This is a genomic window from Nocardioides hungaricus (assembly GCF_054782915.1).
Window position 1 is genome coordinate 144,034 of the sequence record NZ_BAAGRO010000066.1, and the last position, 24,494, is coordinate 168,527.

The window sequence follows — 24,494 nt, forward strand, 5'->3', positions numbered from 1 at the left end:
CTCAGAAGGTGGTGGTGACGCACTTCATCGAGCCGCGAACCCTAGGTGGCCTGCCGAGTGTCATGAGGATGCACAAACTACTTTATATTATCTACTGGGGCAAATCGGTACCTCACGAGAGGTGGATCGGGTCTCAGATGGGGGGTGCCTTGCTCTGATGTCGCTGCGGACATCCGGGAGGGGTGGGCAGAGGGGGCTGTTCGGGCGGTCGCACAGAGCAGGTTGTGGACCGTGGCGGCACAGATGACCCAAGCGTGGCTCGCGGCGAACCGGCATGAGGCAATGCCCAGAAGGCACCTCTACGTCAACCCCGCCGAGCAGAGGACCGCACAACGCAGCCGGTCCACGGATCGAGGCTAAGCCGCCGGGTGTGGGCTGGCGGAGCACCACCAGACGCTCGGCCTCTATGGACCTGGCTGATGGCCGGCCGGGCGCTCGACGCCCTGCTCACGGTGCCGTCGCGACCCTCCTCGCGCCAGCCGCCATGGGCATGGGCCTGCTGATGACCGCCGCCAACTCTCCCGCCTGCGTCCGCCGGCGCCGGTCGCGCTCAGCGCTTCCGGGAGCCCTTCTTCTTGATCGGGACGTGCTCGACGTGGGGGTGCTCGCCCTCCAGGTCGAACTCGGCGCCCGGCTCGATGCCTGGCCCCGTGCCCGGCTCGGTGTCCGCCGTCCCCGGCTCGACGATGCCGTCCGCCGGCGGGGCGCCGACGCTGCCGACGATGCCGACCGGGGCCGGGAGCTCCTCGGCGACCGGCGGGCCGGCGGGCCGGCTGGCCGAACGACGACGCGTGCGGGTCACGACCTTCGGCGGCTCCGGAGCGGCCGGGGCCTCCTCGGCGACCGGCTCGGGCTCGGGAGTCGGCTCGGGCTCGAGGGTCTCGACGGGCTCGGCCACCGGCTCCCCGGCCGGCTCGGAGGTCTCGACAGGCTCGACCACCGGGGGCTCGGTCTCGACAGGCTCGACCACCGCGGGCTCGACCAGCTCCGGCGCCTCGGGCTTGGCCATCGCGGCGACGTCCTTGGGGCTCGGCGGCTTCGGGGCCTCCTTGGGAGCGTCGTCGCCGCCGCGGCCGCGGCGACCGCCGCGACGGCTGCCGCGGCGCGCCTCCTCGTCGCCACCGCCGCGCCTGGGCTCGACCGGGTGGTCGTGCACGATCAGGCCGCGGCCCTGGCAGTGCTCGCAGTTCTCGCTGAACGCCTCGAGCAGGCCGGTGCCGATCCGCTTGCGGGTCATCTGCACCAGGCCGAGCGAGGTGACCTCGGCGACCTGGTGGCGGGTGCGGTCGCGGCCCAGGCACTCGACCAGGCGGCGGAGCACCAGGTCGCGGTTGGACTCCAGGACCATGTCGATGAAGTCGACGACGATGATGCCGCCGATGTCGCGCAGCCGGAGCTGGCGGACGATCTCCTCGGCCGCCTCGAGGTTGTTCTTGGTGACGGTCTCCTCGAGGTTGCCGCCGGAGCCGGTGAACTTGCCGGTGTTGACGTCGACGACCGTCATCGCCTCGGTGCGGTCGATGATCAGCGAGCCGCCCGAGGGCAGCCAGACCTTGCGGTCCAGGCCCTTGGCGATCTGCTCGTCGATGCGGTACTCGGCGAAGACGTCCGCCTTGCCGCCCTGGCCGTGTTCTCCCGGCTCGTACCGCTCGAGGCGGTCCTCGAGGTCGGGGGCGACGTGCGCGACGTACCCCTGCACGGTGTCCCAGGCGTCGTCGCCCTGGACGACCAGCTTGGAGAAGTCCTCGGTGAACAGGTCGCGGACCACCTTGAGGGTCAGGTCCGGCTCGCCGTAGAGCAGCTGCGGCGCACTGCCCTTCGCCTTGCCCTCGATGTCCTCCCAGCGGGCCTTGAGCCGCTCGACGTCGCGAGTCAGCTCCTCCTCGCTGGCGCCCTCGGCCGCGGTCCGCACGATCACGCCGGCGGTGTCGGGGACGATCTCCTTGAGCAGCGCCTTGAGGCGGTTGCGCTCGGTGTCGGGGAGCTTGCGGGAGATGCCGCTCGTGGTGCCGTCGGGCACATAGACCAGGAACCGGCCGGCCAGGCTGATCTGGCTGGTCAGGCGGGCGCCCTTGTGGCCGATCGGGTCCTTGGTGACCTGCACGAGCACGGTCTGGCCCGAGGACAGCACCGACTCGATCTTGCGCGGCTGGCCGTCCTTGTGGCCCAGCGCGGACCAGTTGACCTCGCCGGCGTACAGGACCGCGTTGCGCCCCTTGCCGATGTCGATGAACGCGGCCTCCATGGAGGGCAGCACGTTCTGGACCCGGCCGAGGTAGACGTTGCCGATCAGCGAGGTCTGCGACTCGCGGGCGACGTAGTGCTCGACGAGGACCCGGTCCTCGAGGACGCCGATCTGGGTGAGGTCGTCGCGCTGGCGGATGACCATCTGGCGGTCGACCGACTCGCGGCGGGCCAGGAACTCGGCCTCGCTCACGATCGGCGCGCGGCGGCGACCGGCCTCGCGGCCCTCGCGGCGGCGCTGCTTCTTGGCCTCCAGGCGGGTCGACCCGGAGACCGCGGTGATCTCGTCCTCGACCGAGCGGCGGCTGCGGACCCGGGTGACGGTGTTCTCCGGGTCGTCGGAGCCCTCCCCGCCGTCCTCGCCGGAGCGGCGGCGGCGTCGGCGGCGCCGCGAGGAGCTGCTCTCGCCCTGTCCGTCCTCTGCGGCTGCCTCGGCGCCCAACTCCTCCTCGGCGGCGTCGTCGCCCTCGGCGGACTCGCCGCTCTTGCGGCGGCGACGACCACCCCGGCGGCGCCGACGGCGACCGGAGCCGGTGCCCTCGGCCGGACCCTCGGTGTCCTCGGACTCCTCGTCCTCGGCCGTGGGCTCCTCCGCGGGTGCCTCCGGCTCGGCCTTCTTCTTGGCGGCGGTCTTCTTGGCAGCCGGCTTCTTGGCGGCGGTCTTCTTCGCCGGTTTCTCCTCGGCCGCGGGCTCCTCCGGAGCCTCGGGATCGGGCTTCGGGTCGGCGGCCTTGCGGGTACGCCGGGGCCGAGTGGTCACGGTCGTCTCGGGCGTCTGGAACAGCACGGCCGGGGCGCCCGGCGCGGCCGGGGCGCCCGGCGGAGCCTCGACGGCCTCGTCGGGCCCCTTCTCGACGGCAGCGCTCTCGACGGCCTTCTTGGCGGCCGTCTTCTTGGCGGCCGCCTTCGTCGTGGTGGACTTCTTGGCGACCGCCTTTTTGGCGGCCGCCTTCGTCGTGGTGGTCTTCTTCGCGGCCGCCTTCTTGGTCGCCGTCCTCTTCGCGGCGGCCTTCTTGGCGGGCTTCTGGTCTGCCTCGGGAGCCTCGGGGGCCTCCGCGGCAGGGGTGTCGGTTCCGGCCTGGAACTCGTCGGCCATCTGCACTCCTAGCGCTCCGGCGCGCTGCGCCCGAGCGGTCCGACGTCACCGGCCCGGGTACTCAGAGCCGATGGCGCAAAGCCTTCTGGTGGCGACGGCGTCCTCCTCGTCACCTGCCGCGGTCGCCGGGCCCGCCAGAGAGTGACTCTGGTGTGTCTGGCTGGTCGCTGTCACCGACCTGCCGGGCCGCGTCGCGGTCTGGCGACGAACACGATCGTCGTCGAGTCATTCCGGACGGTTGTCCGGTTCGACCATGGCGAGTATCGCACACGAACGGCTGTCGTCCCTCAATCCGAGAAGCGCAGCGGGTCGCCGACCTCCCCGGTGACGGTGTCGAGGGGGCCCTGAGCCAGCCGGGTGAGCAGCGGCGCACCGGCGATCTCCAGGCCGCCGACCGAGGCGAGCCCGGACAGCACGTCGTCGGGGCGTACGGCGGGCTCCTGGTGCCGCAGCACCAGCTCGAGCCGGGCGCCGGCCAGCACCCGCAGGGAGACCACGGCGGCGCGACAGTCGAACTCGCGCAGGCCCTTCTTGGTCATCCGCTGCACCGGCACGGCACCGGTGGCGAGGAAGGCGGCGACGGCGGCCGTCACCGCGTCGGCGGGCGCGTCCAGGTCGAGCCGCCATCGGCTGGCCTCGAGCCGGTCCGCGAGCGAGCCGCCCGGGGACTCGACGACCTCGAGCACGTCCAGCCCGTCCGGCAGCGCCTCCTCGAGGAGGGTCCGAACGACGGTGGTGTCGACGACCTCGGCGAGCCCGATCTCCAGGTACTCCGCCTCGCTCGCGGCCCCGGTCGGGGCGGCGCCGGCGTACGAGATCCGGGGGTGGGGGTTGAAGCCGGACGAGTAGGCCATCGGCACCCGGGCCCGGAAGATGGCGCGCTCGAAGGCCCGGCTGAAGTCGCGGTGGCTGGTGAACCGGAGCCGGCCGCGCTTCGCATAGCGGATCCGGAGCCGCTGGACGGGCGGGGCTTGCTGCTCGGGCTGGTCACGCACCGGTCCAGGTTAGGACCCGACCGCCTGCTTCATCGCCATCGAGGGGTACACCGTGCTCACCCGGTGGCCCTCCAGCCACGCGGTCAGCCGCGCCGCCTCGGCGGCGAGCGCGGCGCGGGCGTCGGCGCCGACGTCTTCGAGCAGGTTGAGCACGACGACACCGTCGGGATCCTGCGCCCAGCAGCCCACGATGCGACCATCCCACCAGGCGGTGGTGCCGGCGTTGCCGTTGGTGTCGAAGAGCATCGGGCCGTGCGGTCCGAGGTAGAAGTCGCGCTCCTTCCAGCCCATCACCGTCGGGTCGAGCACCGGCAGCAGCGCGCCCCACGGCTCGACCGGCGGCTCTTCGTCCTGGGCCAGGGCGTCGTCGGGCAGGAGGTACGCCGGACGGCCGTCCTCGAGCGCGACCTCGACCGCGCCGAGGTCGGCGAGCGCCCCGCGCACGGCGGTCTTGGTCGAGCCGAGCCACCACACCAGGTCGGCCTCGGTGCCGGGGCCGAACGTGCGCAGCCAGCGACCGACCAGCTCGGCGTACCCCTCCCGCTCCTCGAGGGGCTCGGGCACGTGACCTTCTGATGGGTCCAGCCAGGTGGCCATGGCGGTCCACTGCGGCCGGGCGGTACGCCAGTGGCCGCCGTTGCGTCCGCGCACGATCCGGGCATCGACGCCGAGCTGAGTGAGCACGCGCGGCGCGACCGAGACGTTGGCGGCGTACGCCCCCTTGCCGACGTCGAGGCGGCCGTCGAGCTCGGGCACCAGCTCGCGCAATTGCGCTGCGGAGAGCTCGGAGCCATCGGCGAGGCGGGCCAGGGTCGCGGCCTCGGCGGTGGCCAGCCAGGCGGCGCCGTCGGCGGCGATGCCGCCGTGCTCGACCTCCTTGACCAGGCGGGCGCGCAGCGCGGTCGCGACCCGGGCCGAGGCGCTGCCCCAGGCCGCGGGCAGCAGGTCGCGCGGGAACACGAACAGGGTGCGCCGCATCGCGAGCTGCCTGACCAGGCTGCGGTCGTCGTACAGCGCCCGGTCGACGTCGGCGACCGTCAGGCCGTCGACGCGTGCCCACAGCGAGAGGTAGACGCTGGGCGCCTCGGTGGCGTGCAGGACGGTCATCCCACGGGTCGCGGCCTCCGGGTCGGCGGCACGGTGTCCGGGCGCCAGCGCATGGTGGTGGGCGAGCCGTTGTCGCCTCTCGCCGTCGGTCACGGTCCGCATGTGGCCCATCATTCAGCAGAGCCTGCCGAAGACCGCCGACAGGGCGCCTGAGACGATGCCCCCAGTGATGAACAGAGAGTGATGAGCAGAGTGAGCACGAACGCGCGCAGGGCGACGGCGCTGATCCTGGTCGGCATCGTCCTGCTGTCGTTCAACCTCCGGCCCACCGCGGTGAGCGTGAGCCCGGTGCTCGCGGAGGCGCGCGCCGCCTTCTCGATGTCGGGTCCGGCCGCCGGCCTGCTGACGTCGCTGCCGGTGATCGCGTTCGCCGTGTTCGGCGCCCTCGCCCCGGCCGCGGCCCACCGGATCGGCATCCACCGGGTCACGCTGCTCGCGATCCTCGCCGCGGCCGCCGGCCTGCTCGGCCGGGCGGTCACCGGGAGCGAGGCGCTGTTCCTGGCGCTCTCGCTGCTCGCGCTCGGCGGCATGGCGATGGCGAACGTGCTGCTCCCCTCGCTGGTGAAGCTGCACTTCCCCGACCGGATCGGCCGGGTCACCGCGATCTACACGACCGCGCTGTCGGCCGGCCTGACCGCGGCGCTGGTGCTGACCGTGCCGATCTCCGACGCGTTCGGCGGCTGGCGCTGGGGGCTCGGCGCGTGGGCCGCGCTGGCGATCGTCGCCGCGCTCCCCTGGCTCTCCCTCGTCGCCCATGACCGCAACCTCGAGCGCGCGCCACGGACGATCACCTTCGGCCAGGTCGCGCGCACCCGCCTCGGCCTGGCGATGGCAGTGTTCTTCGGCCTCCAGTCGCTGCAGGCGTACGCGATCTTCGGCTGGTTCGCCCAGCTCTGGCGCGACAGCGGCTACTCCGCCGCCGCAGCCGGCGTCCTCGCCGGGGTCCTCGCCGGTACGGCGGTCCCGCTGTCGCTGTGGCTGCCGAACGTGCTCGCGCGCAGCGAGGACCCGCGCCGCGTGCTCTACACCGTGATCTCGGTGTACCCCGTCGGCTTCGTCGGCCTGATGCTCGCGCCGCACTCGCTGGCCATCGTGTGGGCGCTCCTCATCGGCATCGCCACCGGCACCTTCCCGCTGATCCTCACGCTGATCGGCCTGCGCGCCCGCACGCCGGAGGGCACCGCCGCGCTGTCGGCCTTCACCCAGTCCACCGGCTACCTGCTCGCCGCGGTCGGGCCGTTCCTCGTCGGCGTCGTCCGCGACGCGACCGGTGGCTGGACCTGGCCGCTCGTGCTGCTGCTGGCGCTGGCGCTGCCGCTCCTCCCGCTCGCGGGGTACGTGTCGCGTCCGGTGATGGTCGAGGACCAGCTCGCACATCGATCTGATAATCTGATTCCATGAGGAGCATGACCGCCACCGAGGCGTCCCGGGGCTTCTCCGACCTCCTCGACGCGGTCGAACGCGGCGAGACCGTCACCGTTACCCGTGGCGGGACCGTCGTCGCCGAGATCCGGCCGGCGGCGCGCAGGACCGGGCGCGAGCTCCGCCGGGCCCTGGAGGAGCGCGGACCCTCCCGCCTGACCGACGAGGACGCCGACGAGATCAGGCGCACGATCGAGGAGACCCGCGCCCTCCTGCTCCCCGACGACGGAGACCCATGGGACGACGACTGATCCTGGACACCAACGTCCTGGTCGACTACGAGCGCGACCGGCTCGACCGCCGACAGTTCGACAATGACGACATCGTGATGGCGGCCATCTCGGTCGCAGAGTTCCGCGCAGGGGCGGAGCGTGCCAGCACGACCTTGCGCCGAGCCGCGCGCCTGACCGCGCTCGCGGACCTCAGGGACTGGGTCGACGTGGCCGACTACACCGAGTCGACCGCCGTCGAGCACGCCAAGCTGCTCGCGCACACGCACCGCACGGGCCGCCCCCGCGGACCGCACGACCTGATCATCGCGGCCCACGCGGCCGAGACCGGGCGCACCATCGTGAGCCGGGACGCCGCCGCACGCTTCGGCGACCTCCCCGACGTCGCGGCCACCGCCCCGGAGTGAGGCGGACGGGAGCCCGCCGTGGCAGATGACGCGACACCCCTGGGCGGCAACATGGGCGCGGTGTGGCGTCGCGGCGACACGGTCGTCCGCGAGGCCGGAGAGTGGACTCCGGCGGTGCACGCGCTGCTGAGGGGCCTGCACGCCGCGGGGGTCGACGGCGTACCGACGCCGCTCGCGGTCACCGACGGCCGCGAGGTGCTCTCGTTCCTCGACGGCACGGTGCCGGCGTACCCGATGCCCTCGTGGGTCTGGAGCGAGGACGCGCTGACGTCCGCAGCCCGGCTGCTGCGCACGATCCACGACGCGACGGTCGGTCTCGACCACCGCGGGGCCGTGGCGTGCGCCCGTCCACGAGCCGGCCGAGGTGATCTGCCACAACGACTTCGCGCCGTACAACCTGGTCTTCCGAGACCGCGTCGCAGTCGGCGCCATCGACTGGGACTACGCATCACCCGGGCCGCGGCTCTGGGACCTCTGCTACCTGGCGTACCGCCTCGCGCCGCTGTCGACCGCCGTCTGGGGAGATGACTTCGACCACGACCAGCGGCGCCGACGACTGCGGAGGCTGCTGGCGGCCTACGGTACGACGTGCTCGGTGACCCGCCTGCTCGCCGTACTCCGCAAGCGCCTGCTCGAGCTCGCGAACTTCAGCGACGCGGCGGCGCTGCGGCTGGCGAATCCGGTGCTGTCCAAGGACGCAGCGCTCTACCGCACCGACGCCGACAGCCTGCTCTGACGTCAGCCGACCGGCGGCACTCCTCGACTCCAGCCGGCTACTGCGACGGGGCGGCCCGACCATGACCGCGCCCGGTGTCGCTCGTGCTGCCGCTGGCCGCCACGCTCCTCAGCACCGGCGTGTTCTATCTGTCGCTTACCTGTCGCTGCCGGTTACCACCGGGTCGCAGACGGACTGATCGGCTGCGTCCACACTTGAGCGCCTACGTTCAGCGGCAGCAGCCTTCCGTCAGTAGCGCTTGGCGTCTGCCATAACAGCGCAATCGCGCCATGACAGCACCACCACGGCGGCTCCTGCTGCCGACCCAGCGCAATTGCGCCGCTACGACACCGCGACCGTGGCTCACACTGCCATTCCAGCGCAATTGCGCGCGACGGGGGCACACGCCACGCCACTGCCCGACTCAGCCACGAAGGAGGAGCAGGCTCGAAGCGAATGTTGACGCGCCGCGTTATCATTGAGCAGTGATCCAGTCCTTCGCCAACTCGGCGGCGCATAAGGTCTGGGAGCGCAAGCACGTACGAGAGCTGGGGCCGGACGTCCAGCGCTCTGCCTACCGCAAGCTCTTGATCCTCAATCGCGCAGAGAACTTGAACGACCTACGAGTGCCGCCGGGCAATCGATTGGAGAAGCTGGTCGGCAATCGGACCGGCCTGCACTCGATCAGGGTCAACGACCAGTTCCGGATCTGCTTCGTCTGGACACCGAACGGACCGGCCGACGTTGAGATCGTCGACTACCACTGAGAGGAGAGAGCCGTGGCCAAAGACCTGATGCCCGCCATCCACCCTGGCGAGATCCTGCTGGAGGAGTTCCTGAAGCCCATGGGTGTCTCGCAGTACCGGCTGGCGAAGACCATCGGGGTGCCGCCACGCCGCATCAACGAGATCGTGCACGGCACTCGTCGCATCACCCCGGAGACCGGCATCCGGATCTCCAAGGCGCTGGGGATGAGCGAGCAGTTCTGGGTCGGCCTCCAGATCGACTACGACATCGAGGTCGAGAAGGACAAGCACCGTGCGGAGATCGACGCCATCCGGCCGCTCCAGTCGGCCTGAGCGCGGCCCATCCGGGACAGCCACCATGCCGATCATCGACGTCACCGCCGGCCCTCGCGTGACCGATACCGACATCGCGCGCCTTGCCCAGCTCCTGCCGGATGCGGTCGCGGTCGCCATCGAGTGCCCCGAGGAGCCGTACGACGGACGCCTTCAGCCCGGCGATGCCGAGCTTCGCTTCCGATCCACTGGCCCACACGACGTCACCGGACTCGACATCGTGGTCGAGATCCGATCGAAATGGTTCGCCAGCCGCGCCGAGAGTCGGCAGGACCGATGTGACCGGGTCCTCCGGGCCGTGGCCGAGGAGATGGGTGCCCTCACCGTCGGCGTCTACCTGTCGCTGCCGGTGGCCGCCTGGTCGCAGACGGAGTGACTGATCACACCACCGACAGCGGCAGCAGCTTCTGCCCGGTAGGCCCGATCTGGATCTCGGTGCCCATCTCGGGGCACACGCCGCAGTCGTAGCAGGGGGTCCAGCGGCAGTCCTCGACCTCAAGATCAGCGCCGGACGCGACGGCGAGGGCGTCCTCCCAGTCGGCCCAGAGCCAGTCCTTGTCGAGGCCGGAGTCGAGGTGGTCCCAGGGCAGCACCTCGTCGTAGTCCCGCTCGCGGGTGGTGAACCAGGCCAGGTCGACGCCGCTCTGCTCGTCGGGGAGGGCCGCGAGGGCGACCTCGGCCGCGGCGACCCAGCGGTCGTAGGAGAAGTGCTCGCTCCAGCCGTCGAAGCGGCCGCCGTCGCGCCAGACCTGCTCGATGATCCGGCCGACCCGGCGGTCGCCGCGCGAGAGGAGTCCCTCGATGATGCCGGGCTTGCCGTCGTGGTAGCGGAACCCGATGGCGCGGCCGAAGCGCTTGTCCTCGCGGACCACGTCGCGCAGCTGCTTGAGGCGTGAGTCGGTGGTCTCGTGGTCGAGCTGCGCGGCCCACTGGAACGGCGTGTGCGGCTTGGGCACGAAGCCGCCGATCGAGACCGTGCAGCGGATGTCGTTGCGGCCGGAGACCTCGCGGCCCTTGGCGATCACCCTCTTGGCGAGCTCGGCGATGGCGAGCACGTCCTCGTCGGTCTCGGTGGGGAGGCCGCACATGAAGTAGAGCTTCACCTGGCGCCAGCCGTGGGAGTACGCCGTGGCGACGGTGCGGATCAGGTCCTCCTCGGTGACCATCTTGTTGATCACCTTGCGCATCCGCTCGCTGCCGCCCTCGGGGGCGAAGGTCAGGCCGGAGCGCCGGCCGTTGCGGGAGAACTCGTTGGCCAGGGTGATGTTGAAGGCGTCCACGCGGGTGGACGGCAGCGAGAGGGAGACGTTCGAGCCGTCGTAGCGATCCGCGAGGCCACGCGCCACGTCGCCGATCTCGGTGTGGTCGGCGCTGGAGAGAGACAAGAGCCCGACCTCCTCGAAGCCGGACCTGCGAATGCCGTTCTCGACCATGTCGCCGATGGTCCGGATCGAGCGCTCGCGCACCGGCCGGGTGATCATGCCGGCCTGGCAGAACCGGCAGCCGCGCGTGCAGCCGCGGAAGATCTCGACCGAGAACCGCTCGTGCACCGTCTCGGCGAGCGGGACCAGCGGCTTGGCCGGGTAGGGCCAGGCGTCGAGATCCATCAGCGTGTGCTTGCGGACGCGGAACGGGATGCCGGGGCGGTTGGGTACGACGGCCTCGATGGTGCCGTCGGCGGCGTACGCGACGTCGTAGAACCGCGGCACGTAGATGTTGCCGCTGACCGCGAGCCGGCGGAGCAGCTCGTCGCGGCCGCCGGGACGGCCCTCGCCCTTCCAGTCGCGGACGACCTCGGAGATCGCGAGCACGACCTCCTCGCCGTCGCCGAGCACGGCGGCGTCGAGGAAGTCCGCGATCGGCTCCGGGTTGAACGCCGCGTGGCCGCCGGCGAGCACGATCGGGTCGTCCTCGGTGCGGTCGGCCGCGTGCAGCGGGATGCCGGCGAGGTCGAGCGCGTTGAGCATGTTGGTGTAGCCGAGCTCGGTGGAGAAGCTCAGGCCGAACACGTCGAACGCCCTCACCGGGCGGTGGGCGTCGACGGTGAACTGCGGGATGCCGTCCTCCCGCATGACCCGCTCCATGTCCGGCCACACCGCGTAGGTGCGCTCGGCCACGATCCAGTCGCGCTCGTTGAGGACCTCGTAGAGGATCTGCACGCCCTGGTTGGGCAGGCCGACCTCGTAGGCGTCCGGGTACATCAGCGCCCAGCGGACCGTCTCACCCTCGGGGGCGCAGCTCCACTCCTTCACCGTGGAGTTGAGCTCGCCGCCGACGTACTGGATCGGCTTGGAGACCGACGGCAGTCGGGGCTCCAGGCGCGGGAACACGCTCGCGGGCGCGGACAATGGATCAACCTCGCGGGACGGGGATCGGGGCAAGGAGCCAGCGTACGCCGCACGCCGACCGAGCGACGAACCGTCAGCCGTCGTCGGGGCCCGCGCCGGAGGCGGGCTGCGACTCGGCGCGCACCGCGACGCTGGCCGAGGTGGCGCGCAACTCCACCGGTGGCAGCAGGAGCAGGATCAGGAACGCGAGCACCCCGACGCCCGCGGCGAGCAGGAAGACGGTGTCCATCGACTCCGCGAAGCCGACCTTGAACGGGTGCGCGATCACCGGGTCCATCGAGTCGATCACCGAGGAGTCGTCCTGGACCTCGGCGACGACCGAGGGGTCGAGGCCCTTCCCGTCGGCGACGGCCTGCTGCCACTGCGGCGTCCGGCTCTCGCGCTCGATGGCGCTGGAGATGTTGGCGCCGACGCCGCCGAACAGCACGGACAGGAAGATCGCGACGCCGAGGGTGCCGCCGATCTGGCGGAAGAACGTCGCCGAGCTGGTGGCCACCCCGATCTCGGTCGGCGGCACGGCGCTCTGCACAATGAGCAGGGTCGGCTGGAGGCAGTTGCCCAGGCCGATGCCGAGCACGAACATCGCCAGGCTGACCCAGACCTGGGCGGTGTCGGCGTCGCACAGCGAGAGCAGGAACAGCCCGACCACCATCACCGCCGACCCGACGATCGGGAACAGCCGGATGTGGCCCGTGCGCGCGATGACCTGCCCGGAGCCGATCGACGCCGCCATCATGCCGACCACCATCGGCAGCATCAGCAGGCCGGACTCGGTCGGCGTCGCGCCGTGCACGATCTGCATGTAGAGCGGGAGCAGCATGATCCCGCCGAACATCGCCATGCCCACGATCACGCTCGCGGAGATCGTCACCGCGGCGGCGCGGATGCGGAAGATCCGCAGCGGGATCAGGGCCGCGTCGCCCATCGCGCGCTCGGCCAGCACGAACACCGCGACGCCAACCGCGCCGATCGCGAAGCACGCGATCGACCGGGGCGAGCCCCAGCCCCAGGTGCGGCCCTGCTCGGCGACGGTCAGCAGCGGCACCAGCGCGACCACGAGCGCGATCGCGCCCCACCAGTCGACCCGCACGCTCCGCTTCAGGTGGTGGACATGCAGCGTCGCCGACACGACGAAGAGCGCGAGGATGCCGATCGGCACGTTGACGAGGAAGACCCAGCGCCAGCCGGAGATCCCGAGGATCGTCGCCTGCCCGGCGAAGAAGCCGCCGATCAGCGGACCGAGCACGCTCGACGTACCGAACATCGCCATGAAGTAGCCGGTGTAGCGGGCGCGCTCGCGCGGCGACACGATGTCGCCGATGATCGCGAGCACCAGCGTGAACAGGCCGCCGGCGCCGACGCCCTGGAAGGCGCGGAACGCGGCGAGCTGGTACATCGACGTCGCGAACGAGCACAGCGCGGAGCCGACGATGAACACCGAGATCGCGAACAGGAACAGCTTCTTGCGCCCGTAGTTGTCGCCGAGCTTGCCGTAGATCGGCGTGGTGATCGTCGCCGTGATCAGGTACGCCGTAGTGACCCAGGCCTGCACGGACAGGCCGTCGAGGTCGTCGGCGATCGTGCGGATCGACGTGCTCACGATGGTCTGGTCGAGCGCGCCGAGGAACATGCCCAGCATCAGGCCGGACAGGATCGTGAGGACCTGGCGGTGGGTGTACGTGCCAGATGCGGGGCCGGAGCGGTCGGCGTCGGTGGTTGCCATCGACAACGATGCTAGGCCCTGCGGCGCACTCCGTAGGGTTTGGGCCATGAGTGCGAACGCGGTGCGTGGGCGGTTCCAGTGGACGGTCGCCGTGCCAGTGCTCACGATCGTGCTGCTCGCCGTGACCTGGAGCTACCACGACGGCGCGGTCGTCCTGTCGCTGATCGCGGCCGGAGTCGTCGGTGCGGTGCTGGCGGCGGTGCACCACGCGGAGGTGATCGCCCACAAGGTCGGCGAGCCGTTCGGGTCGCTGATCCTCGCCGTCGCGGTGACCGTGATCGAGGTCGGCCTGATCGTGATGCTGATGACCGGCGGCAGCGACAGCGCCAGCACCTACGCGCGCGACACCGTGTTCGCGGCGGTGATGATCACGCTCAACGGCATCGTCGGCATCTCGCTGCTGGTCGGCGCCCGCAAGCACCACCTGGTCAGCTTCAACGCCTCCGGCTCGGGGTCGGCGCTGGCCACCGTGATCACCCTGGCGGCGGTCACCATGGTGCTCCCCGGCTTCACGACCTCCGCGGAGGGCCTGCAGTTCTCGCCCTCCCAGCTCGCCTTCGCCGCGGTGGCCTCCCTGGCGCTCTACGCGTCGTTCGTGTTCACCCAGACCGTCCGGCACCGCGACTTCTTCCTGCCGGTCTCCTCCGACGAGCAGGGCCGGGTGACCGGCATCCTCGACGAGGACGGCGACGGCCACGCCGACCCGCCGCCCACCCGGGAGGCGTGGGTCAGCGTGGGGCTGCTGCTCGTCTCGCTGGTCTCGGTGGTCGGGCTGGCCAAGCTGCTCTCCCCCACCATCGAGTCGGTCGTGAAGGAGCTCGGCTTCCCGTACGCCGTCGTCGGCGTCGTCATCGCGCTGCTGGTGCTCGCGCCCGAGTCGATCGCGGCCGTCCGCAACGCGCTCCGCGACCGGGTGCAGATCAGCCTCAACCTCGCCTACGGCTCGGCCATGGCCTCGATCGGCCTGACCATCCCGACCATCGCGGTCGCGATGATCTGGCTCGACGGTCCGCTCGAGCTCGGCCTCGGGTCCACTCAGATCGTGCTGCTGGCGATCACGGTCGTGGTGTCCATCCTGACCGTCGTGCAGGGCCGGGCGAAGAGCCTCCAGGGCATGGTGCACCTGGTGCTGCTGGCCGCATTCGTCTTCATGTCGATCAAGCCCTGACCAGCACGCGGTCGGGCAGCGAGAGCCGGCTCGGCTCGGTCGCCGTCGAGCGCCGGTGGATGTTCTGCAGCAGCCCGATCGCGAGCATGCCGGCGAACATCGAGCTGCCGCCGTACGACACGAACGGCAGGGGTACGCCGGTGACCGGCATGATCCCCAGGCACATGCCGACGTTCTGGAACGCCTGGAAGCCGAACCAGCAGGCGATGCCGGCGGCGGCCAGCCGGCCGAACACGTCGTCGGTGCGGGCGGCGATCATCAGCGCCCGCCAGATCACGACGCCGAGCAGCGCGATCAGGAGGCCGGCGCCGAGCAGCCCGAGCTCCTCCCCCGCGACCGTGAACACGAAGTCGGTGTGCTGCTCGGGCACGAAGCCGGCGCGGGTCTGCGAGCCGTCGAAGAGGCCCTGCCCGAAGAGCCCGCCGTTGCCGACCGCGATCCGGGCCTGCTCGACGTTGTAGCCGGCGCCGCGCGGGTCGAGATCGGGGTTGGTGAAGGCGAGGAAGCGGTCCACCTGGTACTGCTTGAGGAAGCCGGCCGCGATCGCGGCGGCCCCGGCGGTGACACCCCCGGCCGCGAGCAGCACCAGCCAGCGGCGCGGGGCGCCGGACACGGCGAGTACGCCGAAGACGGTCGCCGAGAGCACCAGCATCGTGCCGAGGTCGGGCTGCAGCAGGATCAGCGTCGCGGGGAGGCCGGCGATCGCGAGCATGCCGATCACGTCGCCGGCGCCGCCCCCGGGCTTCCCGCGACGCACGTCCGCGCGCTCGGCCACCCACAGCGCCATGCCGACCACGACCGCGAGCTTGGCGAACTCCGAGGGCTGGATCGACATGCCGCCGAGCTGCACCCAGGAGCGCGAGCCGTTGACGGACGTGCCCATCGTGAGCACCAGGACGAGACCGACGATCGAGGCGAGGTAGACCAGCGGCGCGACGATCCGCACCCAGCGGTGGTCGGTGGCCATCACGATCACGAGCAGCACCAGGCCGATCGCCACGTTGACCAGCTGCTTCTTCAGGTACGCCGTCGGGTCGCCCCCGGTGAGGTCCTCCCGGTGCGTCGTCGCCGACCACACCAGCAGGGTGCCGAGCGTGACCAGGCCGAGCACGGCAAGCATCAGGACCCAGTCCAGACGGGGGTTCCGGAGCATGTCAGCCTCCCTTGCGCGCGGGCCGGCGGGAGGGCGGGAGGATCGTGCCGTCCTTCATGAACGTCGGCAGCGCGGCCGGCGGCGTCGTACCCGGGATCGCCGCCTTCTCCGGGTTCACGCTCGCGCCGTCGACGCCGTAGAGCGTCTCCCAGATCTTGCGCACCGCCGGGCCGGAGGTGCCCGAGCCGGTGCCGCCCTGGCTGACCATCATCACCACGACGTAGTCGTCGGTGTACGACGCCACCCAGGACGTCGACTGCTTGCCGTAGACCTCCGCGGAGCCGGTCTTGGAGCGGACCTGCACCCGGTCGAGCGGGAAGCCGCCCATCCGCCAGGCCATGGTGCCCTGGCGGGTGACGCCCTTGAGCGCCTCGTCGATGTAGGACAGCACGCTCTTCGGCACGCCGACGGTGCCGACCCTCTTCGGCGCGATCCGCTTGAGCACCTCGCCGTCAGGGCTGACGATCGCCTTCGCGACGCGCGGGGCGTAGAGCGTGCCGCCGTTGGCGATCGCGGCGTAGCCGCGCGCGAGCTGGAGCGGCGTGACGATCGTGTCGCCCTGGCCGATCGCGAAGTTCACGGCGTCGCCGGCGCGGTAGGCGTAGCCCTCGACGCAGAACTCCTGGGCGAAGCGGTAGACGAAGTCGCTGACTCCCTTGTTCTCTGCGCTGCCCTGCGGCTTGTCCACGATGCCGCAGTAGTAGTCCTTCATCGACGTGTAGTACGCGCGCTTCCACTTGCGGTCCGCGATCCGGCCGGACGCCTCGCCGGGCAGGTCGATGCCGGTCTCGGACCCGAACCCGAACGTCTTCGCCTCGGACACCAGCGGGTCCTTGGCGTCGACGTCGGCGACGTCGGAGCCGTAGCGCTGCCAGAAGTCGTAGCCGACCCGGTAGAAGAAGGTGTTGCAGGAGACCTCGAGCGCCTGGGCGAAGCCGATGTAGCCGTAGGCGCCGGACTCGTAGTTCTTGAAGTCGCGGTTGCCGACACGGAACGACGAGGAGCAGTTCAGCCGGGTGTCGGTCGAGTAGCCGTTGGTGAGCGCGCCGGCGGTCATGAACGGCTTCCAGGTCGAGCCGGGCGCGAACTGGCCCTGGGTCGCGCGGCCGAGCAGCGGGTTGCCGGCGGCCTCGGAGTAGAGCCGCGCGAGCTGCCGCTTGGTGATGCCGCCGACCCAGACGCTCGGGTCGTACGTCGGCTGGCTGGCCATCGCGACGATCCGGCCGGTGTCCGCCTCCATCACGACGGCCGCGCCGGAGTCGGCGACGTAGTTGCGGCCGGTGACGGGGTCGAGGGTCTGCCGCGCGGTCTCGATGGTCTGGGCGAGCTGCTGCTCGACGACCGCCTGCACCTTGGCGTCGATGCTGGTGACCAGGGTGTCGCCGGGCTGGCCGGCGACCTCGCCGTCGTCGCCGAGCACGCGGCCCATCGAGTCGACGGCGACGCTCTTGTAGCCGGGCATCCCGCGCAGCCAGCGGTCGTACTGCTTCTCGACGCCGGCGCGACCGACCGAGGAGGCGCCGTTGACCGAGCGGTCGCCGTCCTTCTCCGCGGTGTCGAGCTCGTCCTCCGTGATCGGGCTGAGGTAGCCGAGCACGTGCGCGAGGTTGACGCCGAAGGGGCGCGGGTAGGCGCGCATGCTCTGCTGCTCGGCGAGCACGCCGGGGTAGTCCTCCGGCTGCTCGAGGATGCGCAGCGCGACGCCCTGCTCGACGTCGGTGGCGACGGGGACGGGCTGGTACGGCGAGCCGTTCCAGCACTCGCCGACCACGCTGCCGTCGTCGCCGCAGTCGACCAGCTTGCGCTCGACGACCTTCGCGGGGAGCCCCACGACGCCGGCGACCCGCTCGACCAGCAGGCCCTGCTGGCGCTCGGTCATCCTGGCGAGCATCGAGCGGTCGATCGAGACGACCCAGGACGCGCGGTTGGCGACCAGCGGGCGGCCCATGTCGTCGACGATCAGCCCGCGCTGCGGCTGCACGACGATGTCACGGACCGACTGCGAGGCCGCCTGCGCGCTGTACTGCTCGCCGCCGACGACCTGCAGGTAGTACAGCCGCACCAGCAGCGTCGCGAACAGCGAGAACACCAGCGCCTGGATGACGACCAGCCGCAGCCGGCCGGTGCGGTGGCCGCTCATCGGACGCCCCTCATCGGGCGAGGGCGCGGTCGGGCTCGAGCCGGCGGAACAGCGCCGTCACCGGCGGGAGCACGAGCGGCGTGAGCAGGACGTCCCACAGCAGCGCGACGGCGATCACCTGCAGCAGGTCCGGGATCGCGATCGGGTCGCCGAGCAGCACGCCGGACAGCGCGAACACCGAGGTGCCGACGAACGACGAGGCGGCGACCGTGAGCACGACGGTCACGGCGGAGGGGCGAGCGTCCCGGCTCGCGTCGGGGCGGACCCGGCCGGCGACGTACCCCACGACCACGAGGGCGAGCGCCCAGCGGCCGGCGAGATGGTCGGCCGGCGGGGCGAGGTCGAGGACGACGCCGGCGACGAAGCCGAGCACCATCGCGAACTGCGGGCCGCGGGCGAGCGCGGCGCCGACCACGACGAGCAGGCAGAGGTTCGGGACGACGCCCTGCCAGGCGACGTACGGGAAGAGCGTCACCTGGAGGACCATCGCCACCGAGACGGCGGCGAAGGCGAGGAGCGCGCGCAGCCAGCTCACCGAAGGCTCCCGTCCGCCTCGATGATCGCCCGGTCGCTGGGCGTGCCCGACGGGACGACGACGCCGACCACGTCGAGCGCGCCGAAGTCGACGAACGGGTCGATGACCGCGCGCTGGGCGGTCTCGCGGACGCTGCTGAACACGCTGGTGACCCTGCCGACGGGGACGCCCGAGACGTACGGGCCGGTCGACTCGCTCCCCCAGGTGACGACGGCGTCGCCCTTGGACGGGATCGCGGTCTGGTCGACCAGCTCGAGGTCGAGGCGGCCGTCGCTGCCGAGCACGCCGCGGCCGCTCAGCAGGCCGACCTGCATGCTGCGGCCGACCCGGGCGCCGACGACGGAGTCGGCGTCGACGATGAGCAGCACGGTCGCGGTGGAGCGGGTGACCCGCAGCACCCGGCCGACCAGGCCGTCGTTGTTGACCACGGTGAGGTCGGGGGCGACGCCGGCGTCGGAGCCGGCGTCGATGGTGACGGTGCGCGAGAACGACTGCGACGGGCCGAGCCCGACCACGCGCGCCGGCACCAGCGAGGCACCGAGGCTCTCGGCGGCGGCGGTGAGGCCGTCGTACTCCTCGAGGCGGTTGCGGTCGTAGTCCTGGGTGGCGAGATCGGAGCGCAGCTTGGAGTTCTCGGCGCGGAGCGCCATCACGTCGTCCTGCAGGCCCTCGCGCGACCGGAACCAGTTGGGGACGGCGGTGAACGGCCGGATCGCGGTGGCGGTCGCGACCTCGACGGGTCCGAACACCTCGCCGACCGCGCGGCGCGCGGAGTCGACCGGGCCGCCGGCCTGCGCGTCCAGCGTCATCAGGCTCAGGCTCGCGAGGACGAGCGCCACGAGGAGGGCGGGCGAGGGCTTCTGACGGTCCGGACCGCGCCAGCGCCGTTCTCTCATGCGCTCCGCCTCTGGTCGCCGACCAGCACCTGCTGGAGCGCCTCGAACTCCTCCACGCACTTGCCGGCGCCGTGGGCGACGGAGGTGAGGGGGTCCTCGGCGACGTGGACCGGCATGCCGGTCTCGTGGCGCAGCCGCTCGTCGAGGCCGCGGAGCAGGGCGCCGCCGCCGGTGAGCACGATGCCGCGGTCCATGATGTCGCCGGCCAGCTCGGGCGGGGTCTGGTCGAGGGTGGAGCGGACCGCGTCGACGATCGCGTGCAGCGGCTCCTCGAGGGCCTGGCGGACCTCGGCGCTGGACACCACGACCGTGCGAGGCAGGCCGGAGATCAGGTCGCGGCCGCGGATCTCCGCCTCCGGCTCGTCGGGCAGCGGGAACGCCGACCCGAGGGTCATCTTGACCTCCTCGGCGGTGCGCTCGCCGAGCATCAGCGAGTGCTCCTTCTTCATCCACGCGACGATCGCCTGGTCCAGGTCGTCGCCCGCGGTCCGCACGGAGAGGCTGGTGACGATGCCGCCCAGCGAGATGACCGCGACCTCCGTCGTACCGCCGCCGACGTCGACGACCATGTTGCCGGTGGCCTGGTGCACGGGGAGCCCGGCGCCGATCGCGGCGGCCATCGGCTCCTCGACGATGTAGACCCGGCGGGCGCCGGCCTGGTAGCCGGCCTCCTTGACCGCGCGCTGCTCGACCGCGGTGATGCCGCTCGGGACGCAGATGACCATCCGCGGCTTGGCGAAGTAGCGGCGGCGGTGGACCTGCTGGATGAAGTAGCGCAGCATCTGCTCGGTCGCGTCGAAGTCGGCGATGACGCCGTCCTGCAGCGGGCGGATCGCGGTGATGTGGTCGGGCGTGCGCCCGATCATCCGCTTCGCCTCGTGGCCGACCGCGAGGATCTCGCCGGTGGTGTCGTTGAGCGCGACGACGCTCGGCTCGTCGAGCAGCACGCCCCTGCCCCGGACGTAGACGAGCGTGTTGGCGGTGCCGAGGTCCACGGCCATGTCGCGGCCGATGAAGCTGTTCGCCATGCGTCGCCCTGTCGCTGGAGTGCACCGGTGCTGCGTCGGGTGGTGCGGGTGGGGAAGAAGTGACAACAGGCTACGAAGCGCGCGCACGGCTCAGCGGCAGGACACGCGGCCCTGCCGCGAAATCGCGACTCGGCGCGTCTTGTCCGCGAGGGAGGCGCGACTCGGCGCAACTTGCCCGAGCAAGAACCGCGAGTCGGCGCAACTTGCCCGGCGGGTGAGCAAGTTGCGCCGAGTCGGTGCTCTCAGGCGGGCAAGATGCGCCGAGTCGGCGTCAGGGGCAGGGGAACCAGAGCGCGATCTCGCGGGCGGCGGACTCCGGGGAGTCGGAGGCGTGCACCAGGTTCTCGCGATTGGAGAGCGAGTAGTCGCCGCGGATGGTGCCGGCCGGGGCCTGACGGCCGTCGGTGGGTCCGATCAGCGTGCGGACGACCGGGATCGCCTCCTCGCCCTCGACGACCAGCGCCACCAACGGGCCGCTGGTGATGAACGTGCGCAGCGGCGGGTAGAAGTCGCGGTCGAGGTGCTCGACGTAGTGGGCGTCGGCCTGCTCGCCGGTGATGGTGCGCAGCTCCATCTCGACCAGGCTCAACCCCTTGGCCTCGAGCCGGCCGAGGATCTGGCCGACCAGGCCGCGGCGGACGGCGTCGGGCTTGAGCAGGACGAGCGTGCGCTGGGTCGTCGCGGAGGTCATGCCGGGGAGACTATCGAGCCTCCGCCCGCGCGAGGACGCCGACCGGGGACCGGCCCGGCGGCAACCACTAGCCGCGATCGTCGCCGGGCTCGCCCGAGTCCTGGAAGGCGGCGTACGCCGCCGCGCGCTCGCGCTCGATCTTGAGGCCGAGGAAGTAGGCCGACCCCCACAGCAGCGCGAAGATCGCGCCGAGCAGGAACATCAGCGGGATCACGAAGCCGAGCCCGATCGCGGCGCCCTGGATCACCCAGCCGGCGCCGTAGGCCCACTCGGCGCGGAGCAGGCCGGCGAGCAGCAGGCAGGCGACGGTGAGCCCGAGCCCGACCCACAGCGCGGTAGCGGTGTCGACGCCGGCGACGCTGATCATCACTGGAATGGTCAGCCCGAGGGTGATCGCCTCCAGGCTGAGCACGGCGGCACACATGCCCCGGCGGGGCGAGCGCTCCTGCTCGGCCGCGCTCATCGCGCACCCCGCACGAGGAGCGAGCGCGCCTCGCCGACGGTGACGACCGAGCCGGTCACGAGCACGGCGCCCGAGCCGAGCGGGTCGCCGAAGGCGCCGCCGGCCTCGGCCAGCGCGGCGGCCTGGTCGATCGCCTCGGGGAGCCGCGGCGCGACCGTGACCCGGTCCGCGCCGAAGATCTCGCGCGCTGCCTCGGCCAGCCGCTCGGCGGGCAGGGCGCGGCCGGTGGAGTTCTGGGTGCAGACCAGGTGGGCGAGGTGCGGCTCGAACGCCGCCAGCAGCCCCTCGTGGTCCTTGTCCCCCATCACGCCGACCACCCCGATCAGCGGGGAGAACGTGAACGAGTCGTCGAGCGCGGCGGCCGTCGCCTCGGCGCCGTGCGGGTTGTGCGCCGCGTCGAGCACGATCGTGGGGCTGCGCCGCACGATCTCCAGCCGGCCCGGAGAGGTGACCTCGGCGAACGCCGCGCGCACGACCTCCTCGTCCAGCGGCGTCTCCCCCGCGAACGCCTCCACCACGGCCAGCGCCACGGCGGCGTTCTGCGCCTGGTGGGCGCCGTAGAGCGGGAGGAAGACCTCGTCATAGCGACCACGCAGGCCCTGCAGCGTGAGGACCTGGCCGCCGACCGCCGGGACCCGCGAGACGACGCCGAACTCCATGCCCTCACGGGCCACCGTCGCGCCGACCTCGGCCGCGCGCTCGAGCATGATCGCGGCGACCTCGGGCTCCTGCTGGGCGAGCACCACGATCGAGCCGGGCTTGATGATCCCGGCCTTCTCGACCGCGATGGCCGCGGGCGTGTCGCCGAGGTACGCCGCATGGTCGACCGCCACCGGCAGCACGACCGCGACCGCGGCGTCCGCGACGTTGGTCGCGTCCCAGGACCCGCCCATGCCGACCTCGACCACGGCTACGTCGACCGGGGCGTCGGCGAAGGCGGCGTACGCCATGCCGACCACGGTCTCGAAGAACGACAGCGGGTGGGCCTCGCTGTCGTCGAACTCCTGGGCGTCGACGAGGTGGGTGTACGGCGCGACGTCGTTGAACGCCCGCACGAACTCCTCGTCGGGGAGCGGCTCGCCGTCGACGGAGATCCGCTCGGTCATCCGCTCGACGTGCGGGCTGGTGAACCGGCCGGTGCGCAGGTCGAGCGCGCGCAGCAGGGTGTCGATCATCCGCGACGTCGAGGTCTTGCCGTTGGTGCCGGTCAGGTGGATGACCGGGTAGGCCCGCTGCGGGTCGCCGAGCAGCTCGGTGAACGCGCGGATCCGGTCCAGCGACGGCTCCAGCCTCGTCTCGGGCCATCGGGACAGCAGCGCGTCCTCGACCTCTGCGAAGGTCTCGGCCAGGCGGGGCGCAGGTAGGTCCGTCATGTCCCGACGAGTCTAGGGTGCGACCGGATCGCGGCTGGTCCCTACGGTGTCAAGGACTCGATCTCGATCAGCTCGGCGAAGCGCGCGAAGTCCGCGAGGTTGTCCGTGACGATCGCATCGACCTCGTGTGCCAGCGCCACGGCCACCAGGTTGGCGTCGTGCACCTGCCTGCCACTGGCCAGCCCTTCGCGCACCAGGCTCTTCAGCCTGCGCAGCGACTCGGGCGTCTCCACGAGCACGTCGAGACCGCTGGCCATCTCCTCGAGGTTGGCCACCGCGACGTGCCCCGACTGGCCGAGACCGTTGACGGCGACGGGACGCGTCGAGACGGCCAGGAACTCCTGCATCACCTGGGTGGTCACTGCCAGCGCCCGTGGATCTCCTCCGATCAGCTCGATCGCGGCGGCGTGCCGGCGACGCGAGTCGTCGACGGCCGCCAGAAGGACGTTGGTGTCCAGGAGAACGCGTTCAACGGCCATCCGGGTCGTCTTCGCCGTAGACGTCCGCACGATTGAACGGCTCCGTCCGTCCGGTGCTCACCGTGGTCAGGTTGAGCGAACGACGGCGGCGGCCCCGGGGTTGCGCGGCCGCCTCGTCGAGGACGAGCCGCAGCTCGGCCTCGAGCGAGCGGCCGTTGACCGCCGCTCGCTCCTTGAGCCGGGCGACCGTCTCCTCAGGCACGTTGCGGATGTGGACGGCGGACATGACATCATGCTAGCAGTGATGCTAGCGATGACGCCGGCGGACCACCAGGTTGGCCATGTCGACGACGGGCCGGTAGCCGAGCGCCTCGTAGATCCGGTTCGAGACCGGGTTGGCCTGGTCGGTGAACAGGCAGCACCGCACGCCGTCGGCGAGGTACGCCGCCGACACCTCGGCGACGGCGCGGCCGGCGTAGCCGCGGCCGCGGTGCTCGCGCGGGGTGTAGACCGGGCCGATCCGGGTGACGCCGTTCGCGGGCGGGTTGGCGGCGGTGAGGTGCACCGGCGTGCCGGCCTCGTCCTCCCAGAGCCAGAGGAGACCCTCGTCGATGCGTACGCCGATGTCCTCGAGCGTGAACGCGACCATGGCGTGCCGCCCGTCCCGGCCGGCCTGCGCGGCCGCATGGACGGCGAACGCGTCGAACCACGCCAGGCAGAGCTCGGCGTCCGTCCGCGTCGCGAGACGCAGCCGGCCGGCCGGCGCCGGCGGCACCACCAGGTCGCCGAGCTCGAACAGCCGCACGTGCTCGTCCACCCTCGCCGCTCCACCAGTCAGCCGGGCCGTCTCCTCGGCGACGATCCGGGCGGCCGGCAGCGCGCCGTTCACGCCGCCCAGCTCCTCGCCGCGGTCGTGCAGCGCTCGGGCGAGCGCGACCGCGGCGTCGTCCGGCATCGGCAGCACGTAGGCCGGATAGGGCTCGAACGGCGCCGTCCGCATCGCCACGCCCACGACCGCGCCGGCCTCGTCGCGCACGAGCAGCCACCAGCAGTACGGCGCGTCGGCCATCGGCTGGGCCGCCAGCCGGTGGGTGACCGTGGCGATCACCGTGGTCACCACCGGGTCCGCGGCGAGGTACCCGGCGGCCTCGGCGAGGAAGCGGGCGGGGTCTTCGGTCAGCTCGAGCTCCATGGCGGAAGTCAGCCAGCAAGCGGCCGTGGCCACAACCGGTTTCTCCGGCGGAGTGGCCGCGCCCTAGGCT

Annotated in this window: 24 protein-coding genes; 8 read left to right on the plus strand and 16 right to left on the minus strand. The window is 71.8% G+C overall.

Annotation, left to right across the window (positions count from 1 at the left end):
* Window positions 1–550: 550 nt before the first annotated feature.
* The 3 genes from ACYVKX_RS22880 to ACYVKX_RS22890 all read right to left on the minus strand — a co-directional run bounded on the left by ACYVKX_RS22880 (window position 551) and on the right by ACYVKX_RS22890 (window position 5,544).
* Window positions 551–3,340: an Rne/Rng family ribonuclease gene (locus tag ACYVKX_RS22880; protein WP_460836010.1), complete on the minus strand. Its 2,790-nt coding sequence runs from the start codon at window positions 3,338–3,340 to the stop codon at window positions 551–553.
* Between the two features lie 287 nt (window positions 3,341–3,627).
* Complete coding sequence (locus ACYVKX_RS22885) at window positions 3,628–4,335, minus strand: TIGR03936 family radical SAM-associated protein (protein ID WP_460836011.1); 708 nt, start codon at window positions 4,333–4,335, stop codon at window positions 3,628–3,630.
* 9 nt (window positions 4,336–4,344) lie between these two features.
* Complete coding sequence (locus ACYVKX_RS22890; RefSeq protein WP_460836012.1) at window positions 4,345–5,544, minus strand: winged helix DNA-binding domain-containing protein; 1,200 nt, start codon at window positions 5,542–5,544, stop codon at window positions 4,345–4,347.
* A gap of 90 nt (window positions 5,545–5,634) precedes the next feature.
* Between ACYVKX_RS22890 and ACYVKX_RS22895 the strand changes: the two genes are divergently transcribed.
* The 7 genes from ACYVKX_RS22895 to ACYVKX_RS22925 all read left to right on the plus strand — a co-directional run bounded on the left by ACYVKX_RS22895 (window position 5,635) and on the right by ACYVKX_RS22925 (window position 9,671).
* On the plus strand, window positions 5,635–6,843 hold the full coding sequence (locus tag ACYVKX_RS22895) for an MFS transporter (protein WP_460836013.1): 1,209 nt from the start codon (window positions 5,635–5,637) through the stop codon (window positions 6,841–6,843).
* Window positions 6,840–7,115: a type II toxin-antitoxin system Phd/YefM family antitoxin gene (locus tag ACYVKX_RS22900; protein WP_460836014.1), complete on the plus strand. Its 276-nt coding sequence runs from the start codon at window positions 6,840–6,842 to the stop codon at window positions 7,113–7,115. Before ACYVKX_RS22895 ends, ACYVKX_RS22900 begins: the two co-directional genes overlap by 4 nt.
* The gene (locus ACYVKX_RS22905) at window positions 7,100–7,501 is read left to right on the plus strand and encodes a type II toxin-antitoxin system VapC family toxin (RefSeq protein WP_460836015.1); all 402 of its coding nucleotides are present in this window, start codon (window positions 7,100–7,102) and stop codon (window positions 7,499–7,501) included. The genes ACYVKX_RS22900 and ACYVKX_RS22905 overlap by 16 nt, the downstream gene beginning before the upstream one ends.
* 364 nt (window positions 7,502–7,865) lie before the next feature.
* Window positions 7,866–8,237, plus strand: coding sequence for a phosphotransferase (locus ACYVKX_RS22910; protein WP_460836016.1), 372 nt, complete (start codon window positions 7,866–7,868; stop codon window positions 8,235–8,237).
* Between the two features lie 464 nt (window positions 8,238–8,701).
* On the plus strand, window positions 8,702–8,983 hold the full coding sequence (locus ACYVKX_RS22915; RefSeq protein ID WP_460836017.1) for a type II toxin-antitoxin system RelE/ParE family toxin: 282 nt from the start codon (window positions 8,702–8,704) through the stop codon (window positions 8,981–8,983).
* Between the two features lie 12 nt (window positions 8,984–8,995).
* A complete protein-coding gene (locus ACYVKX_RS22920; protein ID WP_460836018.1) occupies window positions 8,996–9,295 on the plus strand; it encodes a HigA family addiction module antitoxin in 300 nt (99 codons plus the stop codon).
* Between the two features lie 25 nt (window positions 9,296–9,320).
* Window positions 9,321–9,671, plus strand: coding sequence for a hypothetical protein (locus ACYVKX_RS22925; RefSeq protein ID WP_460836020.1), 351 nt, complete (start codon window positions 9,321–9,323; stop codon window positions 9,669–9,671).
* A gap of 4 nt (window positions 9,672–9,675) precedes the next feature.
* On the opposite strand, the gene ACYVKX_RS22930 is transcribed toward ACYVKX_RS22925, so the two are convergent.
* Together ACYVKX_RS22930 and ACYVKX_RS22935 are read right to left on the minus strand one after the other, a co-directional pair.
* The gene (locus ACYVKX_RS22930; RefSeq protein WP_460836021.1) at window positions 9,676–11,643 is read right to left on the minus strand and encodes a TIGR03960 family B12-binding radical SAM protein; all 1,968 of its coding nucleotides are present in this window, start codon (window positions 11,641–11,643) and stop codon (window positions 9,676–9,678) included.
* A 73-nt stretch (window positions 11,644–11,716) separates the two neighbouring features.
* On the minus strand, window positions 11,717–13,366 hold the full coding sequence (locus ACYVKX_RS22935; protein WP_460836022.1) for an MDR family MFS transporter: 1,650 nt from the start codon (window positions 13,364–13,366) through the stop codon (window positions 11,717–11,719).
* 46 nt (window positions 13,367–13,412) lie between these two features.
* Between ACYVKX_RS22935 and ACYVKX_RS22940 the strand changes: the two genes are divergently transcribed.
* A complete protein-coding gene (locus tag ACYVKX_RS22940; RefSeq protein ID WP_460836023.1) occupies window positions 13,413–14,534 on the plus strand; it encodes a calcium:cation antiporter in 1,122 nt (373 codons plus the stop codon).
* On the opposite strand, the gene rodA is transcribed toward ACYVKX_RS22940, so the two are convergent.
* The 11 genes from rodA to ACYVKX_RS22995 all read right to left on the minus strand — a co-directional run bounded on the left by rodA (window position 14,524) and on the right by ACYVKX_RS22995 (window position 24,424).
* Complete coding sequence (rodA, locus tag ACYVKX_RS22945) at window positions 14,524–15,687, minus strand: rod shape-determining protein RodA (RefSeq protein WP_460836024.1); 1,164 nt, start codon at window positions 15,685–15,687, stop codon at window positions 14,524–14,526. The two genes, ACYVKX_RS22940 and rodA, sit on opposite strands and share 11 nt — an antisense overlap.
* A gap of 1 nt (window position 15,688) precedes the next feature.
* Entirely contained in the window at window positions 15,689–17,827 is a 2,139-nt protein-coding gene (gene mrdA / locus ACYVKX_RS22950; RefSeq protein WP_460836025.1) for a penicillin-binding protein 2, read from the minus strand.
* 10 nt (window positions 17,828–17,837) lie between these two features.
* The gene (gene mreD, locus ACYVKX_RS22955) at window positions 17,838–18,362 is read right to left on the minus strand and encodes a rod shape-determining protein MreD (RefSeq protein WP_460836026.1); all 525 of its coding nucleotides are present in this window, start codon (window positions 18,360–18,362) and stop codon (window positions 17,838–17,840) included.
* Complete coding sequence (mreC, locus tag ACYVKX_RS22960; protein WP_460836028.1) at window positions 18,359–19,258, minus strand: rod shape-determining protein MreC; 900 nt, start codon at window positions 19,256–19,258, stop codon at window positions 18,359–18,361. The genes mreD and mreC overlap by 4 nt, the downstream gene beginning before the upstream one ends.
* Window positions 19,255–20,286 carry a rod shape-determining protein gene (locus tag ACYVKX_RS22965; protein WP_460836029.1) on the minus strand — a complete coding sequence of 344 codons (1,032 nt, stop codon included), beginning with the start codon at window positions 20,284–20,286 and terminating at the stop codon, window positions 19,255–19,257. Before ACYVKX_RS22965 ends, mreC begins: the two co-directional genes overlap by 4 nt.
* A gap of 271 nt (window positions 20,287–20,557) precedes the next feature.
* Window positions 20,558–20,977, minus strand: coding sequence for a nucleoside-diphosphate kinase (ndk, locus tag ACYVKX_RS22970; protein WP_460836030.1), 420 nt, complete (start codon window positions 20,975–20,977; stop codon window positions 20,558–20,560).
* Between the two features lie 67 nt (window positions 20,978–21,044).
* A complete protein-coding gene (locus tag ACYVKX_RS22975) occupies window positions 21,045–21,440 on the minus strand; it encodes a DUF4233 domain-containing protein (RefSeq protein WP_460836031.1) in 396 nt (131 codons plus the stop codon).
* Window positions 21,437–22,813, minus strand: coding sequence for a bifunctional tetrahydrofolate synthase/dihydrofolate synthase (gene folC, locus ACYVKX_RS22980; protein WP_460836032.1), 1,377 nt, complete (start codon window positions 22,811–22,813; stop codon window positions 21,437–21,439). Before folC ends, ACYVKX_RS22975 begins: the two co-directional genes overlap by 4 nt.
* A gap of 41 nt (window positions 22,814–22,854) precedes the next feature.
* Complete coding sequence (locus tag ACYVKX_RS22985; RefSeq protein WP_460836033.1) at window positions 22,855–23,292, minus strand: type II toxin-antitoxin system VapC family toxin; 438 nt, start codon at window positions 23,290–23,292, stop codon at window positions 22,855–22,857.
* Window positions 23,282–23,518 (minus strand): FitA-like ribbon-helix-helix domain-containing protein, encoded by a 237-nt coding sequence (locus ACYVKX_RS22990; RefSeq protein WP_460836035.1) that lies wholly within the window; start codon window positions 23,516–23,518, stop codon window positions 23,282–23,284. The genes ACYVKX_RS22985 and ACYVKX_RS22990 overlap by 11 nt, the downstream gene beginning before the upstream one ends.
* Before the next feature lie 21 nt (window positions 23,519–23,539).
* Window positions 23,540–24,424 carry a GNAT family N-acetyltransferase gene (locus ACYVKX_RS22995; protein ID WP_460836036.1) on the minus strand — a complete coding sequence of 295 codons (885 nt, stop codon included), beginning with the start codon at window positions 24,422–24,424 and terminating at the stop codon, window positions 23,540–23,542.
* Window positions 24,425–24,494: the final 70 nt, after the last annotated feature.

What these genes read in the sequence shown, in the direction of transcription:
- ACYVKX_RS22880 (WP_460836010.1), bottom strand. Translation starts at nt 3,340, where the DNA reads ATGGCCGACGAGTTCCAGGCCGGAACCGACACCCCTGCCGCGGAGGCC.
- ACYVKX_RS22890 (WP_460836012.1), bottom strand. Translation starts at nt 5,544, where the DNA reads ATGCGGACCGTGACCGACGGCGAGAGGCGACAACGGCTCGCCCACCAC.
- ACYVKX_RS22900 (WP_460836014.1), top strand. Translation starts at nt 6,840, where the DNA reads ATGAGGAGCATGACCGCCACCGAGGCGTCCCGGGGCTTCTCCGACCTC.
- ACYVKX_RS22905 (WP_460836015.1), top strand. Translation starts at nt 7,100, where the DNA reads ATGGGACGACGACTGATCCTGGACACCAACGTCCTGGTCGACTACGAG.
- ACYVKX_RS22925 (WP_460836020.1), top strand. Translation starts at nt 9,321, where the DNA reads ATGCCGATCATCGACGTCACCGCCGGCCCTCGCGTGACCGATACCGAC.
- ACYVKX_RS22935 (WP_460836022.1), bottom strand. Translation starts at nt 13,366, where the DNA reads ATGGCAACCACCGACGCCGACCGCTCCGGCCCCGCATCTGGCACGTAC.
- ACYVKX_RS22940 (WP_460836023.1), top strand. Translation starts at nt 13,413, where the DNA reads ATGAGTGCGAACGCGGTGCGTGGGCGGTTCCAGTGGACGGTCGCCGTG.
- rodA (WP_460836024.1), bottom strand. Translation starts at nt 15,687, where the DNA reads ATGCTCCGGAACCCCCGTCTGGACTGGGTCCTGATGCTTGCCGTGCTC.
- mrdA (WP_460836025.1), bottom strand. Translation starts at nt 17,827, where the DNA reads ATGAGCGGCCACCGCACCGGCCGGCTGCGGCTGGTCGTCATCCAGGCG.
- mreC (WP_460836028.1), bottom strand. Translation starts at nt 19,258, where the DNA reads ATGAGAGAACGGCGCTGGCGCGGTCCGGACCGTCAGAAGCCCTCGCCC.
- ACYVKX_RS22965 (WP_460836029.1), bottom strand. Translation starts at nt 20,286, where the DNA reads ATGGCGAACAGCTTCATCGGCCGCGACATGGCCGTGGACCTCGGCACC.
- ndk (WP_460836030.1), bottom strand. Translation starts at nt 20,977, where the DNA reads ATGACCTCCGCGACGACCCAGCGCACGCTCGTCCTGCTCAAGCCCGAC.
- ACYVKX_RS22975 (WP_460836031.1), bottom strand. Translation starts at nt 21,440, where the DNA reads ATGAGCGCGGCCGAGCAGGAGCGCTCGCCCCGCCGGGGCATGTGTGCC.
- folC (WP_460836032.1), bottom strand. Translation starts at nt 22,813, where the DNA reads ATGACGGACCTACCTGCGCCCCGCCTGGCCGAGACCTTCGCAGAGGTC.
- ACYVKX_RS22985 (WP_460836033.1), bottom strand. Translation starts at nt 23,292, where the DNA reads ATGGCCGTTGAACGCGTTCTCCTGGACACCAACGTCCTTCTGGCGGCC.
- ACYVKX_RS22990 (WP_460836035.1), bottom strand. Translation starts at nt 23,518, where the DNA reads ATGTCCGCCGTCCACATCCGCAACGTGCCTGAGGAGACGGTCGCCCGG.
- ACYVKX_RS22995 (WP_460836036.1), bottom strand. Translation starts at nt 24,424, where the DNA reads ATGGAGCTCGAGCTGACCGAAGACCCCGCCCGCTTCCTCGCCGAGGCC.